Origin of the sequence: Chitinophaga sp. YIM B06452 (genome assembly GCF_039655965.1) — a bacterium.
In the GTDB taxonomy this organism is placed as follows: Bacteria; Bacteroidota; Bacteroidia; order Chitinophagales; family Chitinophagaceae; genus Chitinophaga.
Map to the genome: position 1 here is coordinate 354,553 of NZ_JAWLKY010000002.1, position 15,391 is coordinate 369,943.

Annotated in this window: 12 protein-coding genes; 4 read left to right on the top strand and 8 right to left on the bottom strand. The window is 53.2% G+C overall.

Annotated elements, in window-relative coordinates:
• Positions 1-19: 19 nt before the first annotated feature.
• The gene (locus R3I13_RS11075; protein WP_346318015.1) at positions 20-3,142 is read right to left on the bottom strand and encodes a SusC/RagA family TonB-linked outer membrane protein; all 3,123 of its coding nucleotides are present in this window, start codon (positions 3,140-3,142) and stop codon (positions 20-22) included.
• Between the two features lie 266 nt (positions 3,143-3,408).
• Here R3I13_RS11075 and R3I13_RS11080 point away from each other — a divergent pair, with 266 nt between their 5' ends.
• Positions 3,409-4,278 carry an AraC family transcriptional regulator gene (locus tag R3I13_RS11080; RefSeq protein WP_346318016.1) on the top strand — a complete coding sequence of 290 codons (870 nt, stop codon included), beginning with the start codon at positions 3,409-3,411 and terminating at the stop codon, positions 4,276-4,278.
• Positions 4,279-4,284: 6 nt separating this feature from the next.
• Here the strand turns inward: R3I13_RS11080 and R3I13_RS11085 are convergent, their stop codons facing one another.
• The 4 genes from R3I13_RS11085 to R3I13_RS11100 are packed head-to-tail and all read right to left on the bottom strand — an operon-like array spanning position 4,285 to position 8,345.
• On the bottom strand, positions 4,285-4,692 hold the full coding sequence (locus R3I13_RS11085; protein ID WP_346318017.1) for an L-rhamnose mutarotase: 408 nt from the start codon (positions 4,690-4,692) through the stop codon (positions 4,285-4,287).
• Positions 4,693-4,702: 10 nt separating this feature from the next.
• The gene (locus R3I13_RS11090) at positions 4,703-6,265 is read right to left on the bottom strand and encodes a sodium/solute symporter (protein WP_346318018.1); all 1,563 of its coding nucleotides are present in this window, start codon (positions 6,263-6,265) and stop codon (positions 4,703-4,705) included.
• Positions 6,266-6,282: 17 nt separating this feature from the next.
• Positions 6,283-7,455 (bottom strand): enolase C-terminal domain-like protein, encoded by a 1,173-nt coding sequence (locus R3I13_RS11095; RefSeq protein WP_346318019.1) that lies wholly within the window; start codon positions 7,453-7,455, stop codon positions 6,283-6,285.
• Positions 7,452-8,345: an aldo/keto reductase gene (locus tag R3I13_RS11100; protein WP_346318020.1), complete on the bottom strand. Its 894-nt coding sequence runs from the start codon at positions 8,343-8,345 to the stop codon at positions 7,452-7,454. The genes R3I13_RS11095 and R3I13_RS11100 overlap by 4 nt, the downstream gene beginning before the upstream one ends.
• 168 nt (positions 8,346-8,513) lie before the next feature.
• Between R3I13_RS11100 and R3I13_RS11105 the strand changes: the two genes are divergently transcribed.
• On the top strand, positions 8,514-9,590 hold the full coding sequence (locus R3I13_RS11105) for a serine hydrolase (RefSeq protein ID WP_346318021.1): 1,077 nt from the start codon (positions 8,514-8,516) through the stop codon (positions 9,588-9,590).
• A gap of 61 nt (positions 9,591-9,651) precedes the next feature.
• Here the strand turns inward: R3I13_RS11105 and R3I13_RS11110 are convergent, their stop codons facing one another.
• A complete protein-coding gene (locus R3I13_RS11110; protein ID WP_346318022.1) occupies positions 9,652-10,428 on the bottom strand; it encodes a type 1 glutamine amidotransferase domain-containing protein in 777 nt (258 codons plus the stop codon).
• 102 nt (positions 10,429-10,530) lie between these two features.
• On the opposite strand from R3I13_RS11110, the gene R3I13_RS11115 reads away from it, so the two are divergent.
• A complete protein-coding gene (locus R3I13_RS11115; RefSeq protein WP_346318023.1) occupies positions 10,531-11,106 on the top strand; it encodes a Crp/Fnr family transcriptional regulator in 576 nt (191 codons plus the stop codon).
• Between the two features lie 77 nt (positions 11,107-11,183).
• Complete coding sequence (locus R3I13_RS11120; protein ID WP_346318024.1) at positions 11,184-12,635, top strand: serine hydrolase; 1,452 nt, start codon at positions 11,184-11,186, stop codon at positions 12,633-12,635.
• A gap of 82 nt (positions 12,636-12,717) precedes the next feature.
• Here R3I13_RS11120 and R3I13_RS11125 read toward each other — a convergent pair whose 3' ends face one another.
• Positions 12,718-13,575, bottom strand: a complete 858-nt coding sequence (locus R3I13_RS11125; protein WP_346318025.1) for a glycerophosphodiester phosphodiesterase family protein — start codon at positions 13,573-13,575, stop codon at positions 12,718-12,720.
• Between the two features lie 27 nt (positions 13,576-13,602).
• Complete coding sequence (locus R3I13_RS11130; protein ID WP_346318026.1) at positions 13,603-15,381, bottom strand: RagB/SusD family nutrient uptake outer membrane protein; 1,779 nt, start codon at positions 15,379-15,381, stop codon at positions 13,603-13,605.
• Between the last annotated feature and the right edge of the window lie 10 nt (positions 15,382-15,391).

The window sequence follows — 15,391 nt, forward strand, 5'->3', positions numbered from 1 at the left end:
GTTTGGACCGTTTAAGAGATTACAGCGAAAGGATAGCGCCGAAGTTGAATGCTTTCATGATGGGATAGGTAAACCCGTCCGCCATTTCCGGGTCGTAGTACGTTTTCCCGAATTTGCTGATGACGAAAAGGTTGGACCCGTTGAAATAGAATTTCAGCCCGGAGATACCCACCCTGCTTGTCAAACTGCCGGGCAGGCTGTAGGAAGCGCTGAGGAAGCGGAGGCGCAGGAAGCTGGCGTTCTTCATCCAGAAAGAGCTTGCGTCGTTGGTCACCCTCCTGGCGCCGTCGTTGGCGGAATAACGGCGGGGCAGCATGCCGTTGGGCGTTTCGGGTGTCCAGGCGTCTGTATACCATTTCTTCCACATGCGGTTCCATTCCACGTTGCCATCCACGAGATTGTTCACCATCCGCCACTGGTTGAAATTGCCGCCGAAGGAAGCCTGCAATGCAATGCCTTTCCATTCGCCGCCCAGGTTGAGACCTACGGTCACCGGGTGGTTGTTGGGCTTAAGCACTTTATTATCCCAGTCGTCTATGATACCGTCAGGTTTGTTGCCGGGGCCGCTGATGTCTTCGTAGGTAAGATGCCCGGGCTGCGGTGTTATGCCGTAATATTTGTAACCGGGATTTTTGGCAAGGAATGCATCTACATCCGCCTGCGTGCGCAGCATGCCGGTAACCACGCGGGAAACCACCCTGCTGGCGTTGAAGCCGACCGTTTGCTGCCAGGGATAGGTCACGTTTTCGTCGCGGGTGATGTATTTCGCTACGCCATAGCCTGCGTTGGCATTCACGTAGTAACTGAAGTTGCCGGACTTCCTGTTCATGCCGATAGAGAACTCCACGCCTTTCGCCTTCATTTCGCCATAGTTGGCGCTGGGCAGCGTGCGGCTGAAAGTAGGCGGCACGGAGGCGATGCGCTGCCCGAGGATGTCGTAGGTCTTCACCTGGTAAAGCTCCAGCGTGGCATTAAAATGATCCAGGAAGTTTACGTCCACGGCTGCGTTGTAGCTGAGCGTCTTTTCCCATGTCAGGCCTTCGTTTACGATAGGGCCGTAAGTGATGCCTGCATTGGTTTTCCCGTCGTTGCCAAAATACGCATTGCTGCCGTTCTGGTACGATTGCTGCCATTGCCATCCGCCCACGAAGTCGTTGCCGGTAACGCCCACAGACCCGCGGAGCTTCAGGAACTGGATGCCTTTCACGCTGTTGAAGAAGTTTTCCTTAGACACGACCCAGCCGGCGGAAGCAGAGGGAAAGAAGCCCCAGCGTTTATCTTCCGCAAACTGCATAGACCCGTCGTACCGGTAGCTGAAGGCCACGATGTATTTGCCATCGTAGTCGTAGCCCAGCTGCCCTACCCACGACCGGCGGCCGTTGGCCTGTTCGGTGCTGCCTCCGTTGTAAGAATCAAGGCGGTCGCCGCTTGTGGCCCACCACTGGTCTGTAAGGTACACGGGGAAATTATCCCTCGCGGTTTGTATGCCGCCAAACTCATAATGCGCTTTTTCGAATACCAGCAAACCGCGCACGTGGTGTACTTTGTTGAAGGTGGTATCGTAGTTCAGCTGGAAATTAAGCTGGTAGTTTGTAAACCAGTTATAGTCTTCCTGCAGGAAGTTCTTGCCGATCTGTGAGGAACGTTTGATGGCCACGCGGTCGCCGTCGTTTGTGCTGATCTGGCGCACGCCGGTGGTTTTCATCACCCACATGTCATATTGTTTTTCGAAATATTTGGAACGGTTAAAGGAGTAATTCTTGGAGAACTGGCCGGAAGCGGTGAGGCCGCTGATGCCCGGCACCTTGTATTGCAGCCGCAGGTTGATGTTCGGCGTGAGGAAGTTCCTTTTGATGTATCCCCCGTCGCCGCGCGCTTCCGCGCCTACGTTGCCGATCCATCCGTAATCGATGGGGTTGCCGCCGTCCGTCCATACCGGTTGCTCCGGCTGCCAGAGCAGCTGTTTGCGGTAGAGGTCGTTCGGGTTGCCGGCCACCGCGGTGGATGGCGGTCCGTAGGTGAGATTATTGTACAACCCGATGCCGGCAAAGGCCTGCAGGCGGGGTGTAATGTCCGCCGTCAGGTTTGCGCGGAAGTTATAACGATTGAAGGTGAGGTTTTTCATTACGGCGTCTTCCTTGATATACGCGCCGGAAATAAAATATTTGATCTTTTCGCTGCCGCCGCTCACGCTGAGGTTATGCGCGGTGATGTTGGGATCGTTGTATACTTCATTCAGCTGGTCATATCCCCAGCCGTTATTGATCTTGCGGAAATAATCGAAATCCGACTGCGACCACATGCTGCTGGAGCCGGGATTGAGGCGGTTGTAGATCTCCCCGGTCTCGATCGCGTTGGTGCGTTCCGCGTTCTTTCCGCGTTTGGAAACGCCGGTGTTGAAAGAATAGCTGATGCGCGCGATGCCGAGCGCCCCCCTGCGGGTGGTGATCAATATGACGCCGCCGGCGGCACGGGCCCCGTACACGGATGCAGCAGCTGCATCTTTCAGCACGGAAACGTTATCGATGTCGTTAGGCGCCAGGTTGTTGAAATCATCCGCGGAACTGATAATACCATCTATCACATACAGCGGGTTCTGTGAAGTTCCCGGGAAAGTGCTGCCCGTGCGGATGCGGACGCCCGGCGAAGAGCCCGGGATGCCGGAAGGCGTGGAAATGGATACGCCCGGGAACTGGCCGGCCAGCAGGTTGGCCATAGACGTGGTGGGGAAATTGCGCCGGTCTTCGTCCATTTTCATAGAAGCCACCGATCCCGTTACCAGGTCTTTCCGCTGCGTGCCGTAACCTGTTACCACTACGTCTTTCAGCGAAGTGGCGGAATACCGGAGCACAATACGGATGGAAGCGCCCGTTACCGTAACCGTCTGCGATTCATAACCCGTCATGGAAACTTTAAGACGCGCGCCGGGAGATACATTCAACTCAAACTTCCCCTCCCCGTCTGCCGCGACATTTCTTTTTTCTCCGCCAACCTGGCTGATGGAAGCCCCCGGCAGCGGCGCGCCCGTAGAGTCGGTAACAGCGCCTTTTAAAATAATTCTTTCCTGTGCATACATACGCGTGGAATACAATGCCAGGCAAATAAGGCCCAGCATCCAGCACATAAATTTTGATTGATTCATAATTGGAATTGTATAGGTGGAAAAATGACCAACAGCTCCTCTGGCGGAATTGACATCCCATGTGTTTGGCTATGGCATAAAATTCCTACAATACCCGTCCCTCCACCACCCTAAATTTGACTAATAGCTATGCTTTTTTTGCAGGCCGGCATTTCGCGCCGCGCATTCATTCCCGAACCGGCCGTTAAGCCAGGAATTCGTTATATTTGAGGACTTTTTATTGCTTTTCAGGACAACCAGGATCGTTTCAAGGAGATAAGCTACGTATGCAATACATATATGAGAATTTCACTTTTCCGCCTGACCAGTCATTTACCATCCGTTCAGAGATACTGGAAATAAAAAAATACGCCGCGTTCCGGTCTCACATCAATTTCGAGATCGCATTGCTGGAGAATTGCAGCGGCAAAAGATTTATAGGGGATCATATAGAGGATTTCGAGGGAACAGAGCTGATATTGCTGGGCAGCTACCTGCCGCATTGCTGGCAGTATTACACCGTGCTGGACCCCATGATCCAGCCGCAGGCCACCGTTATTCATTTTTTCCCGGACTTCCTGGGGCAGCAGCTGCTGGAGAAGCCGGAAGCGCGGCAGCTGAATGAATTGTTCAGCAAAGCGGCGAAAGGCGTGGCCTTTTCAGGTTATACGATCCAGTCTGCGAAAATGATCATGCAGCAGATGCTGTTCTCCACCGGCATGGCGCGCGTGGCGCTGATGCTCAGCCTGCTGGACCTCCTGGCCAATGCGCCTTCGGAAGTATTGGCTTCCCCTTACTACAATTCAGTCAGCTCTTCCGGCGAAGCGCAAAAGATCAACAAAGTGTTCGATTATATTTTCAGGAATTTCCGCGACGAGATCTCGCTGAAAGCCGCGGCGGATATCCTGCACATGTCGCCCGCCGCGTTCTGCCGGTATTTCAAAGCGCGGACCAACCGGACGCTGATCGATTTTGTGAAGGAAGTGCGTATTGGCCATGCCGCCAAGTTGCTGCTGGAAAAGAAACACAATGTAACAGAAGCCTGTTACCTGAGCGGGTATAACAACCTGTCCAATTTCAATAAACATTTCAAGGAAGTAAAGGGTCTTTCGCCGCGCGACTTCATGCGCCAGTACGAAATGCCTGAAAGCCGCTAGGCATCATCATTCGCGGCCGAAAAGATAAAACGGTTCCGCCACCGTCCACGTTTGCCCGGGCGCGGTACCCGGCACGCCTTCCTGGTACCCGCTCATCAGCCGGTTCCATTCCGCGCAGCGCGGGTTGTATGCCTCCGCTTCTTTTCCCATTGCCTCCAGGTCTGCCCCTTCCGGCACTTTAATGATCATCACCACGGTATGCTGGCTGCGCAGGAGCCGTATCTGCCTGTAGCCGGCCTTTTCAAAGCCCTGCTCTACTTCGGGCCACACTGCGCGGTGATATTCCAGGTATTCTTTCAGCTTGTCTTCCCCGGCTTTGATCTGTACCACGAATACCTTTTCCATGAGCCGTTCGCGGCTGCAGGACAGTAATAACAAAACAGGCGCCAACGCCAGGAGCATACACAAACGCATGTTGATGATTTTAACCGAAGTAAAGATAAATTCCGCACATCACCGCGGCCAGCAAACCCCATAGCAACCAAACCCTGGCCGGGCTCTTCCCGCCCCTGCGCCACGATTCCGCGATGGAAGGCAGCGCGTGAACGGCCGGCGGCTTCGTTAGCAAAGTAACCGCTACCAGCACGGCAGACATGGCCACGAACAAGTAGAACGACAGCAGCAGGAAATGCGGCCAGAACGTTTTCGAGGGAAAGTTCAGCACATGGCAGGCGCCTACCGCCAGGCATGCCAGGCCGCCGCCGTAAAGCACTACTTCCGCTGCCGTACTGTTCACCCGCTTCCAGGAAATGCCCCCTACAAACACGACGGACAGCGGCGGCGCAAGGATAGACACCATGCCCTGGCTCAGTTCAAAAAATCCTTTTCCCGAATGGGAAAATAAATATGCTACGCCAATGGCCAGCACCGCGGCCAGCACCGTCACCCATTGCCCGGTGGTTCTTTTCGAGGAATCGTCCATTGGCCGGTACCGTGCCAGCACATCGAGTGTGAAAACCGTGCTGAATGAGTTGAGGCCGGAAGATACAGTGTCGATCAAAGCCGCGATCAGCGCGGCGATACACAGACCGAGGAAACCGTGCGGCATCACCTGGCTTACGAGCGTGATGTACGCATTGTCCGGCTGCGCAACGTCTTTGTACAACACGTAACACATAATGCCGGGAAAGATGAAAATAAACGGCATGATGATCTTGAGCACGGAAATGAAGATCGCGCCATACTGCCCTTCCTGCATGTTTTTCCCCGCCAGCACTTTCTGCACGATCGTCTGGTCTGTGCACCAGTAATAGATGCCCACTACAGGATACCCCAGTACAATGGCCACCCAGGAATATTCCGGGTCCGACGCCGGGCGGAACAGCCGCCAGTAATGAGCGGGCGCCGCTTCCGACAATGCCTGCAGGCCGCCGATCTTTTCCAGCGCCAGGTATACAAGGATGATGGAAGAGAGTATAATAACGGCGGATTGAAAAATACCCGTGCGCACCACCGCTTTCAGTCCGCCCACGGCCGTAAAGCTCGTTGCGATGAGCGCCACTACAGACACTGCCTGCATAAGCGGTATCCGGAAGATCTGCGAAATAATAAGCCCGCCTGCATACAGCGCGCTGCCCAGCCACACCACCAGGATGGAAATAAGGCTGTAGATGACGAGGAAATTATACGATGGCTTGCCGAACCTGGCGAGCAGGAATTGCGGCATGGTAAATACTTTTGTCGAAATGTAGTGCGGCAGGAAAAACATGGACATCAAAAAGATGAAGCCCCAGGCCAGCCATTCGAAGTTGCTGCCTACCATGCCCTGGGTGAACCCGATGCTGGCGAAGCCCACCAGCATGGAAGGCCCGGCGTTGGCGCTGAACAGCGAAAAACCGATCTGCCACCAGCTGAGGGAGCGGCCGCCGAGAAAAATATCGCGGCCGGCGGATTTGCTCCGCCTGTTCAGGTAAAAACCTGTGGCCAGCAACGCCACAACGTACAGCAGGAGTACAAGGTAATCGGCCCCTTCCAGTGTTATATCCAAGGAATGCGTTTTTCGTTTTATAAAATGACGTTCGGCAGGTAAGCCTTTACAGACGATGGTTCCCACTGCACGCTGCGCGTGATCTTTCCGGCGCGGCGCCAGTAATCCCAATCCACGCGCACCGGCGCGCCTTCAATTTCCGGCAGCGACCATCCCCCTTTGCGCCATTGAGGCTTCACACTGAAATATCTTTCAAGCCCGTGCATAATGGAATGCAGGTATTCCACGCGGCAATCTTCACCGGCTGTGGCCATAAGGCCCGCAGTGTAGAGCGAATAACCGCCGGAGGAAAAGTCCGCCCCGGCCGCTTTTGCCAGGTCGCGCACTTCCGCCCATTCCCGCATGCCGCTGATCTGTGTGGGTACCGGCTGCAGGTGAAGCACTCCCATTTGCAACAAGGTAGGAAACATCCGGGAAGTCCGCTCAGACTCGCCGAAAGAAACTTTCACCGGCGACGCGGCGCAAAGCGTCCTGATCTGGTCCATGGCGGCGGAATGCACGGGCTCTTCTATCCACGCAATGTTTTGCGCCGCCGTGAGGTCCAGGAAACGAAGGGTTTGCTCTACATTCCAGACCTGGTTCACATCCACCGCCAGTTTCACATCAGGCCCCAGGAGACTGCGCACAAATTTTACCCGCTCCGCATCTTCGTGCAGGCGGGCGCCGAAGTCCTTCCCTATTTTCATCTTATAACAATCCACGCCCTGTCCGAGGAAAAAACCGGCCTCTGCTTCCAGCTGCGCATAGGTATAATTCGTGCCGCCGCCGCTGCCATAGATCTTCACATGATCGCGGGTGGCGCCGAGATAACGGTGCAGCGGCTGGCCGGCACGGCGGGCTGCGAGATCATGCAGCGCGAAGTCGATCTGCCCGAGCATGGCCGCCGCTGCGCCCCGGAAGCCTTCGTTGCGGATGGACCAGTACAGCTTGCTGTACATCTCGTTATACGGAACATCTTTGCTATGCAGGAGGATGGGCAGGAAACAGGATTCGAGGATGTTGGTATAGCTGCTGAATACCGGCGCTTCCCCGAGGAAACCGTTTTCGTCTTCCAGGGTGATGACGGCAAGGCCGAAGGTCAGGAACGGGCCCATGGTAGCGTCCTGGAAGGGCATGGCCACGGGAACCGGTTCCAGCACGTTGATCCGGACGCGGATAATATTGAATAACTGGTCGCTGATGTCTTTCATCTTGTAATGATATCCTTGCTGTAATGCAAAATTTTCTGGTAGAGGGTTTGAGGCAGCGGCCCGGCGGCAAAATCACCGAGGGTCTTTTCCAGCTCTTTTGGGTTGGAAGGGCCGATGACGATATTAAATGAAAAAGGAACGGAAAGCAGGAAACGGTGGGCCAATGTATGAAGCGGCATGCCTTCCGCTTCCGCCAACAGGCCCAGCCACCGTGCTGCCGCTACATCATTTTCCGTCAGCCATGCAGGAAGATCGCCGGAGAAAGTGGCGAACGATTTGCCCAGCAGGCCCATGTAGAGCGGGCTGGCGGCAAAATAACGCAGCCCGGCCACTTCGCAGGCTGGCAGTGAAGTTTCCATCGCCGGCGTATGGCAGGCGTTGAGCCGGTTGTATTCCATCAGCACATCAAAAGCGCCGCCATTCAACCACCGCCAGGCCCATGCCGGCGGGTTGCCGCCCAGCCCCAGCGCACGCGCATACCCTTTGGCTTTCAGTTCCTGCAATACCTCCACCGCGGCGCCGAAAGCATTTTCGGGGATCTGGGCCGGATCGTGCAGGAAAAGTATATCGAGAGAAGTAACACCCACATTCTCAAGGGTGGCGGCTACACTCCTGAACATGGCATCGCGGCTGTAATCATAACGCCCGTCGTAAGCGGTAAAACCCTGGAGCCGCCCTACTTTGGAACTGATCGCGGGCGCCGGCCCTTTCCATTGATTCAATGCAGCGCCGAGGAACGCTTCTGCACGCGCATATGCCGGCGCGGTATCGATCGCTTTCACGCCCCGCTCCAGCGCCAGCAATACGGTTTCAACGGAGGCTTCCTGCGAAACATCCCCCCATATGCCGCCAATACCAGCCGTACCTAATATGAGCCGTTCGAATTTCATTACGGGAATTGTATGTTTTAATGACTAATTTTCTCTACGCCCAAATGTAGTGTGGCGTAAGGCAGCCCGGCCAGATGCTTTTTGACCAATTTACATGTTTTTTTGACCCGGCCGCCCGGAGCGGATGGTTTTCTATCTTTGAAAAAGTCTATTTAAACATACCCTGCCATGAAACGCTTTTTATTATCCATACCCGTGTTGTACACACTTGCGGCAAACGCGCAGGAGAAAACCCGTCCGGCTAATCTGCCGCTGCTGGACAGTATGACCCGCGCAGCGGAACAGAACGTCTATGCCAACATCCACAGCATAGTGATCGCAAAAGAAGGGAAAAAGGTATACGAACGTTATTTCAACGGCTGGAACAAAGACTCCCTCCACGATACCCGCTCCGCTTTCAAGTCTGTTACCAGCCTGCTGGCGGGCATTGCGCTGGATAAAGGTTTCATCAAAGATATCCGTCAGCAGGTCTATTCCTTTTTTCCAAAGTATCAGCCATTCAAAAACCCTGATGCCCGCAAAGGAGCGATGACGGTCAAAGACCTGCTTGAAATGAAATCGGGATTCGATTGTGAGGAATTCAACGACGGGAAGGACTGCGAGGATGAAATGAGCGAAACGAATGACTGGCTGAAGTTTTCACTGGACCTCCCCCTGAAAAACGCCCCGGGCAAGGTGTGGGCGTACACATCCTGCAACCCGGTCATCGTTGGCGGCATCATCAGTCAAACCGCCGGGATGCCGGTACAACGCTTTGCTGAACAATACCTGTTCCGCCCGCTGGGTATCCGCAAATATCGCTGGACAATGGATGCAACCGGCCACGTCACTACCGCCGGGTCGTTTTTTATGCTTCCCGCTGATATGCTGAAGCTGGGAGAACTGGTGCGGCAAAACGGGACGTGGCAGGGCAGGCAGATCGTTTCTTCATCCTGGCTGCGGGAATCCACGACAGCAACAACTGTCATCCGCGGCTTTTCATTTGCGGAGATCGGCGGGGTACCAGCGTCTACCACACAAGCGGCCCGTTACGGGTACTACTGGTACAGGGAAAGGATCAAGACCGTCAGGCTGGCTGTGGATGTGCTTTTCGCCTCCGGGAACGGCGGGCAGTATATCATGATCATTAATGAGCTTGGCCTGGTGGTGGTTTTCACGCAGGGCAACTACGGCTCCAGGAGCGCGAAGCGGGCGTTCGACCTGTTGGTGAAATATATATTGCCGGCTTTCTCTCCCCAGTCCTGAATGAATGTTCAATAAGAAAGCGGCCTGTAAAGGACCGCCTTCCATATAGTCATTTTCAACCTCACAATAGCCGGAACAAATGCTCCGCTACCAGTTCCGCCGAAGCGGGGTTTTGCCCGGTCAGCAATTTGCCGTCCGCAACGGCGAACGGCTGCCAATCGGGGCCTTTCTGGTAAAGCGCACCCAGTTCCTTCAAACGGTCTTCCAGCGGGAAAGGCACCGCGTCCGTAGTTTTGCCGGCCTGCTCTTCTGAATTCGTGAAACCGGATACCTTTTTGCCTTTGACCAGGGGTTCTCCATTTGCGGCCATTGCATTTACCAGGGCAGCCGGGCCATGGCACACCAGCGCCACCGGCTTACCCGCCCGGTAGAACGATTCGATGATGGCAATGGAAACCTTATTCCCGGGCAGATCCCAGGTAGGGCCATGGCCGCCGGGATAAAACACCGCATCATATTCCCCCGGGTTGATCCCGGAAAGCTTTTGCGTATGGTTCAATTTTTCCCTGGCTGCCTTGTCTTCATTGAATTTCTTCACCGCCGGCGTGAAGTATTCAGGCAGCTGGCTTTTCGGGTCTATTGGCGCAATACCGCCTTCAGGAGTGGCGATCGTAATATCAATGCCTTTCTCCAGCAGGTAATAATAAGGTGAGGCAAACTCTTCTATCCAGGTACCGGTAGGCTGCCCGGTAGCCTTTACTTTGCTGACGGAGCTAAGTATGAACAATACTTTTTTGTGTTTCATATTTTCATTTTTTATTCCCGCCTGCCGGGCCTGCGTTATTGCAGCAACAAACAGGAAACCCACGGCCAGGAGTATTTTTGTCAATGTTTTCATACTTTGTTTATTTTGTACAAAGTTCATCACCAAACGGGTAACCCGCCAATGATCCGGATCACAATTATGGTGTGATGTACATCACATTCAAACCAAACCCTTATGGAGCAAGTATTTCGAAGCCAGATAGAAAAAATTGTACCGCTTACCGATACGGAGTTCGCGCATGTCCTTTCATTTTTCACCAGGAAGAAATACAAAAAACACCAGTTCGTGATACAACAGGGAGACCCGGTGCCTTATGAATTCTTTGTATTGTCGGGATTATTAAAATCCTATATCCTGGATGAAAGCGGGAAAATGCACATCCTGCAGTTTGCAATGGAAGACTGGTGGCTGTCTGACTATGGCGCTTACCTGAACGGCACGCCGGCTTCCAGCTTTGCGGATTGCCTGGAGAACAGTGAGCTGCTGGGCATTACAAAAGAAAATAAAGACAAACTGTGCCGTGAAATGCATAAGATGGAACATTTTTTCCGGGTAAAATCCAATTATGGTTATGTGGCTTTGCAACGCCGCATATTGTCGCTGCTGAGCAGCGACGCCCAGGAAAAATACAGGCAGCTGTTCGAATTATATCCTACCCTTTTCCAGCGTGTACCCAAAGCTGTGCTTGCTTCCTACATCGGCGTGTCCAGGGAAACTCTAAGCCGGATGAGCATTTCCGGTGCGGAGTGAGCGGCATTTACGACATGTATTTCACATAACTTTTTTTATATTCAATGACCAGATCCTGGCCCTAAATCACTTTCAATATGCAGTTGAAAATCGCCCTTTTGCTTGCAGCCCTTTTTACCGGGATGCAACTGCCCGCCCAGGACAGGCCGGCCGCCATCGACAGTATCATTTCCAGGGAAATGAACGAGCGGTCGATACCCGGATTGCAAATTGCAATCGTACAACATGGAAAGATTGTTTTAAGCAAATCCTATGGCACTGCGCATATTCAGAACAACATACCGGTTACCGGCAATTCCGTTTTCCCCATTAATTCCTGCACCAAGGTGTTTACCGCCGTGGCGGTGATGCAGCTGGTGGAAGAAGGAAAGATCAAATTATCCGATCCTGTGGCCGCCTATGTGGACAGCCTGCCCGCCCCCTGGCAGGAGGTTACCGTTGCGCAGCTGCTTACGCATACCTCGGGCATACCCGATATACTGAAATTATTTGATCCCCAGACAGGGGGCGTGGGCGCTTTAAGGAATGAAGGCGCCATCTGGGCGAAATTAAAAACGCTCCCGATGGATTTCAGGCCCGGCGGGCAATTCAGCTATAATCAAACAAACGGGTACCTGCTGGGAAAGATCATCCGGAAATTAAGCGGGCAGCCTTTCGATGAGTTCTTTAAAGAAAAACAATTCCGGGTGGCGGGCATGCAGCAAACCGTTTTCGGCGATTCCCGCGATGTGATACCGCTTTATGCTCCTACCTATCATTACAGGAAAAACCAGGACGGGCGGAAATTGCCCAAAGAAAAACTGGAAATGGGATATCACGAGTTCCCGGAATTCACCAGGACGGCGGCAGGCCTCAACAGCACTGCGGAAGACATGGCACGCTGGATCATCAGCCTGCAAACGGGGAAACTGTTAAAGAACACCTCTTCGCTCGACATACTATGGTCGCGCTCAACGCTCGGCAACGGAACACCCGCGCAATGGTCCATGGGATGGGGCATGGCCAAGTGGCGCTCCAAACATAAAGCCATCGGCATGAACGGCGGGGGCCGTAACGCCTTCCTCGTGTATCCTGACGATGACCTGGCAGTGATTGTACTCACGAACCTGGGTGGCAGTTCCCCGGAAGATTACCTGGAAGAATTGGCTGCGTGCTACATTCCCGGCATCATTCAAAACGACCTGATTACCCTGCTGAGAACGAACTTGCGGAAAACCAGGTATGATAATGCCATCGCGGTTACAGATGCAGCCATGAAAAACAATCCCAGCCTTAATCCCAGCGAAAACGAATTGAACGAATGGGCATACCGGATGATGTCTAAAGGGCAGCTGAGGGAAGCACTGGCGGTCTTCCGCCTAAACGTGCACCTGTTCCCCAACAGCTGGAACGTGTATGACAGCTACGGAGAAGCGTTGCTGGCTGATGGTAAAAAAGAAGAAGCCTTGCAGCATTACAGGAAATCCATTGCGCTCAACCCGGGTAACGAGCATGGAAAGAAGATGATAGCGGAAATTATGGGGAAATAGTAACCACAGCACGGTTCCTTACCATACAAAAAGGCCGTCTCCGGTTGCTGGGACGGCCTTCTGCATTTATTACGTTGTAGTGTCAGTTGTAATAAAGGTTCTTGCTTTTCAGATATTTCATCAGCAAAGCAGGATAATCCGTCTGTATCATATTCGCGCCATTCTTCAGCAATTCGCCAAAAGCTTCCAGGTCGCCGGCAGCGGCTCTTTTATCCACTTCGCCGAGTGAATTGATCCATACGCGCCCGCCATTCTCCTTTATTCTCGAGGTTACTTCCACGGTGTTGTGTGAAGGGTCGATATGTACGGCTTCAGTTTTAGTAACGGCAAACAGCGAATCGACGTCTGCTGCCTGGTGTGTTCTCACCAGTGTCCTGAAAGCAGGGTCTTTCTCTTTCACCATTTTCGCATAAATGCCGCGGCCCAGGAAAAACATGGTGGTGCCGGCCGTCTGCGTCCTGTTCACCACCTCTATAATTTGGGGAACACGGTTGGTCTTGATGTCCAGGTCTACCAGTATCCTTCCTTTGGCCAGGTTCAGCGCTTCCTCCAGCGTGGGCACCTGTTCGTCTGTCAACTGGCCGTTGAACTTCAGGCGCAATTTCCTGATCTCCTCAAAAGTAAGATCAGCCACTTTACCGGTGCCATTGGTGGTTCTGTCAACAGAGGCATCGTGCATCACCACCAGCGAGTCATCCTTTGTATGGCGCACATCCAGCTCGATCACATCAATGCCTAACTCTATACCCTTTTTGAATGAGGCCATGGAGTTTTCCGGGCAATCATTATGCGTGCCGCGGTGCGATGCGATCATCACTATCTTTGAACCGGGGGACAAAAACGCTTTATTGATCTCTTTAAACCGGGCCGTTTCCTGTGCGGATGCCGTAAAAAAAACGGCCGCCTGCAATAACGCTGCAAATAGAACTTTCCTGAACATACGAGTGTGTTTTATGGTTTTTTGCTGTTAGTAATAACCTATATTCTGCTCTTCTTCAATCGGCCCCTTGGGTATTAGCCTGTCGATATGCGTTTGCGGGATGGGCCGCAGTACATGGAAGTTACGGATGTTACCTGCGTCCGGGTTGTACAATTTCACGCGTTCTACCAGCTTTTCGCAACGGTCCAGGTCTTCCCACCTGTTCAGCTCGCCCAGCATTTCACGGCCTCTTTCCTCCAGTATGAAATCAACAAAACCCGTGCTGATCTGCGCTGCGGTCACCTGCATTTGCGGAACGGTGCCCGTGGTCCTGTCTGCGTAGCTGCCGCCTTCAAACGTCCAGTATTGGGTGGTTTTCATTTCACCATCTTTATAGGCAGCACGCGTTCTTACTTCATTGATATATTTGGCGGCATTGTCAAAATCGTTTTTGCGGCCGTATGCTTCCGCCAGCAGCAGCAATGTTTCGGCATAACGGAACACCATCCAGTCTTTCGAGCCATTGGTATCGTTGGTAGTAACGCGGGTTTTATCCAGCCATTTTTTCAGGCCGGGGAAGATGTTGTTCCTGGAAAAGGGAATGTAGAAGTTGAGCGGGAAGAAATAAGGGAAGCGCTTGTTTTCCTGGGTGGCGGCGTCCTGTTCCGCTTGTGTGGCATAGAGCGTGGGGGTAAACCAGATAGCCGTATCTCCCACTTTCACATCCACTTTGTTGCCGGCGGTAGTGGTAATGCCTGTTGCCGCCTGGGTGGCAATGTAAGCCCATACAAACGACTTCGCGAAGCGGGAATCATACTTGCGGGTAGCGCCAAACAGGCCGGTGTACACATAAGGCGTGGGGCGTACCCTGCGGTAAGGACGGCCGTACTCCGTAGTGCGCTGCAATATTTTGGTGTTCACGGCGTCGTATTGCGGAACATGATAAAGGTGCATGTTGTTGCCGCTTCCGTTGTTAAGGGTATTGGTGGTAAACTGCACCGCGAATACCACTTCAGGGTTTACCTGGTTGGTGATATCGAACAGCCGTGCATAATCCGGCACCAGGGAATAGGCGCCCATCTCCTGCCTTACCACTTTACCGGCGTAAAAAATAACGCTGTCTATATCCGTTGCCTTCGAACCACGGATGGCCTTCTGCTCAGCGGAAACGGCGCTTCCTCTTGCCAGGTAGATCTTCGCCAGCAGATGCGCGGCAGCGGCTTTGGTAGCGCGTCCCTGCTCCGCGGGCATTATTGGCAGCTGCTCAACCGCCGTTACCATGTCCGGAATAATGGTGGCATAAATATCCTTCACCGGCGAACGTTTAAAATCGGTTTTCACTTTATCTATCGCAGTAAGCACCAAAGGCACATTACCAAAATGCTGAACCAGCTCGAAATAATAGAACGAACGCAGGAACTTTGCTTCTGCTTCAACCACCTTCTTCCTGCCCTCGTCCATGACCACTTTGGGCAGGTAGTTCAGCGTTACGTTGCACTGGGAGATGCCGAAATAGTGATAATCCCAGTACTCGGACACATCGCCGTTGAGGGAACTGAGAGTGGCAAGGTATTGGTTGAAAGACAGGTCACCGTCGGAACCCGCCGTGAAAAGGTCCGTACCTGCGTCGCTGAAAGTAAGGGCGCGTTCTCCGTTCACAGCCAGCCTAAGGTTGTTGTAAGCCGCTGTCAATGCGCCTTCCACGCCTTCCGGCGTTTCATAGAGCTGGTAAGAGACCTTGGAGATCACTTTCTCTTCCAGGAATTTTTTACAGCCGGTGAAAGAAGCGATTGCTACGATCGCAAGGCATGCATATATCTTTTTCATTTATTTCTCT

Bases quoted from the DNA above. Each gene is read 5' to 3' on its own strand.
- R3I13_RS11100 (WP_346318020.1), bottom strand. From the start codon at position 8,345: ATGAAATTCGAACGGCTCATATTAGGTACGGCTGGTATTGGCGGCATA.
- R3I13_RS11115 (WP_346318023.1), top strand. From the start codon at position 10,531: ATGGAGCAAGTATTTCGAAGCCAGATAGAAAAAATTGTACCGCTTACC.
- R3I13_RS11085 (WP_346318017.1), bottom strand. From the start codon at position 4,692: ATGCGTTTGTGTATGCTCCTGGCGTTGGCGCCTGTTTTGTTATTACTG.
- R3I13_RS11110 (WP_346318022.1), bottom strand. From the start codon at position 10,428: ATGAAAACATTGACAAAAATACTCCTGGCCGTGGGTTTCCTGTTTGTT.
- R3I13_RS11075 (WP_346318015.1), bottom strand. From the start codon at position 3,142: ATGAATCAATCAAAATTTATGTGCTGGATGCTGGGCCTTATTTGCCTG.
- R3I13_RS11105 (WP_346318021.1), top strand. From the start codon at position 8,514: ATGAAACGCTTTTTATTATCCATACCCGTGTTGTACACACTTGCGGCA.
- R3I13_RS11095 (WP_346318019.1), bottom strand. From the start codon at position 7,455: ATGAAAGACATCAGCGACCAGTTATTCAATATTATCCGCGTCCGGATC.
- R3I13_RS11130 (WP_346318026.1), bottom strand. From the start codon at position 15,381: ATGAAAAAGATATATGCATGCCTTGCGATCGTAGCAATCGCTTCTTTC.
- R3I13_RS11080 (WP_346318016.1), top strand. From the start codon at position 3,409: ATGCAATACATATATGAGAATTTCACTTTTCCGCCTGACCAGTCATTT.
- R3I13_RS11120 (WP_346318024.1), top strand. From the start codon at position 11,184: ATGCAGTTGAAAATCGCCCTTTTGCTTGCAGCCCTTTTTACCGGGATG.
- R3I13_RS11125 (WP_346318025.1), bottom strand. From the start codon at position 13,575: ATGTTCAGGAAAGTTCTATTTGCAGCGTTATTGCAGGCGGCCGTTTTT.